Below are 2440 nucleotides of genomic sequence, written 5' to 3'. Positions count from 1 at the left end.
GTGACACGCCACCTCAGCGTGCTCACAGGCATTTCCGCAGATCAACCCGCATTTTCGTGCCCTAGTCGGCACCACTAACTGTGGAACTCAGGCTGCACGCAGAGTCGAATTGCAGCAGAAACCGAGAGGGGCGCCAGCTGTAGCTGGCGCCCCTCTCGGCATGTCTCGGCCGGCGTGTGGAGCTTATCCGGGATCCATACGCCGGGGCTCCGGCCAGCCGTCGGCGGGGTGGCGCGCCGGCTGCAACCAGCCCCCGCCGGTAACAGTCTTGATCGGGTATGGGAGTACCTACGAGCAAAACCCGGCCGTCGGCGAGAGCACGCCAACGCGACGCATCATCGTCTGCAACCAGAAAGGGGGAGTAGGCAAGACCGCCGTCACAGCCGGCCTGGCCCAGGCACTGGCAGAAGACCCCCAGCAGTGGACAGACAAGACCAGCAGCCCGCAAGACCTCGCCCGGTGGGCAGCCCGACTGGGACTCCGCGTCCTCATGGTCGACTACGACCCCCAGGGCCACCTCTCCCACCAGCTTGGACTTAAAGCCATTCCAGCCGGCGGGGAAAGCCTCATCACTCACATGCTCAACAGGGAGCAGGCGCACACCCCCCTGATCGACCTCACCGTTGTCATAGACGAAGGGCGTTTCGGCGACCGACTGCGGATCCTGCCCGCAGCGTTCGATGCCTTCCTGCTCGACTCTGGCCTCACCATGTTCCGCGGACCCCGGCACGCAGCGCTCGAGCGAGCCCTGGCACCGCTGGAAGAGGACTTCGACGTCATCGTCATCGACTCCCCACCCAGCCTCGGACTGGCGATGGACGCCGCCATCTACTACGGCCGGCGCCGTGACGGTGAAAAACCAGGCTCCTCTGGCCTGGTCATCCCCGTCGAAGCCGAGGACACCTCCGCGCAGGCCTACGGGATGCTCATCAACCAAGTCGTGTCCCTCGCCGCCGACTACGACATTGAGGTGGAACAGCTCGGGCTAGTGGTCAACAAGTACGACTCCCGCCGCGGCTACATCGCCACCTCCTCGCTGGACAAGTGGAAGAGCCTCGGGACGCCCTCCGTTCTCGCAGTCATCGGCGACCTGAAGGAGCAGCGCGAAGCAGTCCGGCTTCAGAGAGCACTGCTCGCCTACTCCCCCGAATCCGACCAGGCCCACCACATGCGTGAGATCGCCAGGAGACTGACATGAGCAAGGCCGACTCCCTCGGAGGCTCCGCCACGTTCGACGCCGTTGCTCAGCCCATGAGCAGCCGCGCCGCCAGTTTCGCCGCCTTCGCCGGACAGGCCCCGGCGCCTTCGGTGGCAGGGCACAGCTCGCCCCACACCCCGCGGGTCCCCATCGGCCACCTGGCCCCCAACCCCTACAACCCCCGCGTCACCTACGCGGCCATAGAGGAGATGGCGGACAGCCTCGCCAGCAAGGGCATCATCCAACCCCTCACTGTTGTCACCTGTGAGGCCTTCCTGGCAGCATACCCCGACCACGCTGAGGACCTGACGGGAGCGGAATTCGTCGTCGTCGACGGCAACCGCCGCCTCGCCGGCGCCAAGCTCGCGGGCCTCGACGACGTCCCCATCCATGTCGACGACGCCCTCGCCCAGGACGCCGACACTCTGCTGGAGACGGCCCTCACTGCAGCTGTCCAGCACGAAGACCTGGCGCCGCTGGACGAAGCCAAAGCTCTCGAACGCCTCGTCCAAGTCCATGGATCCCAGCGCGCTGTAGCTCGAGCGCTCGGGAAATCCAGCGGCTGGGTAACGCAGCGGCTGGCACTGCTGAAACTCACCCCAGAGCTGAAGCAGGCCCTGGAGAGCAAGACGCTCCCAGTCAAGGTCGCCCGCACGGTCGGTCAGCTGCCCGAACAGCAGCAGCAGAGCGCCGCTGAAGAGGCACTCGCACAGCGGGCAAAGCAGAAGAGCGAGTCGCCCCGCAAGGCGGAGAGTGCTTACCCGGTAAGCACTCCAGCGCCGACCGCTGAGAAGGCGCAGGAAAGGTCCGTGAACTCCAGCAACGAAATGGCCACTGCGGATCTCGGGGTCCTGGCCGCAGACCTGAAGCGACGCCTTACTCCGCAGCAGCTGGAAGAGCTGGCTGAGCTGCTCCTCAGCTGAAAACCGGTACGTGCACGAGCAAGATCAACAAGTGCTTACCGGGTAAGCACCCCCGGGGCGGCCGGATCATCCGGCCGCCCCGCCCTATTGCGCACCCCGCGCTTCACTTGGATCCGCTGCTCGTGGCCGGCCACCTCGCAGCCGGGGCAGCGCCGCCTGCTGATCCGCGCCCGCTGAACGCGCAGGTTAGGACTGCTCGCGAGTGTGCAACCTGGGAAACGTCGGGTGGCGTCCTCGGAGCGGTGTAAAAGGCTCGACGAGGGAGGTTCCGGTCTGTGATGTTACGCGGCCTCGGGGAGGGGCGGGATGTCGGGTGCGG

2 protein-coding genes are annotated in these 2440 nt (G+C 66.2%); both read left to right on the top strand.

Annotation, left to right across the window (positions count from 1 at the left end; translation table 11 throughout):
* Positions 1-268 precede the first annotated feature (268 nt).
* Complete coding sequence (locus ABZT03_RS43785) at positions 269-1198, top strand: ParA family protein (RefSeq protein ID WP_356049844.1); 930 nt, start codon at positions 269-271, stop codon at positions 1196-1198.
* Positions 1195-2121 carry a ParB/RepB/Spo0J family partition protein gene (locus ABZT03_RS43780; RefSeq protein ID WP_356049842.1) on the top strand — a complete coding sequence of 309 codons (927 nt, stop codon included), beginning with the start codon at positions 1195-1197 and terminating at the stop codon, positions 2119-2121. The genes ABZT03_RS43785 and ABZT03_RS43780 overlap by 4 nt, the downstream gene beginning before the upstream one ends.
* Positions 2122-2440: the final 319 nt, after the last annotated feature.

This window comes from Streptomyces sp. NPDC005574, from assembly GCF_040605435.1.
Lineage (GTDB): Bacteria > Actinomycetota > Actinomycetes > Streptomycetales > Streptomycetaceae > Streptomyces.
The sequence above is the reverse complement of the archived record's forward strand: the minus strand, read 5'-3'. Positions and strand labels throughout refer to the sequence as shown.

What these genes read in the sequence shown, in the direction of transcription:
- ABZT03_RS43780 (WP_356049842.1), top strand. Translation starts at nt 1,195, where the DNA reads ATGAGCAAGGCCGACTCCCTCGGAGGCTCCGCCACGTTCGACGCCGTT.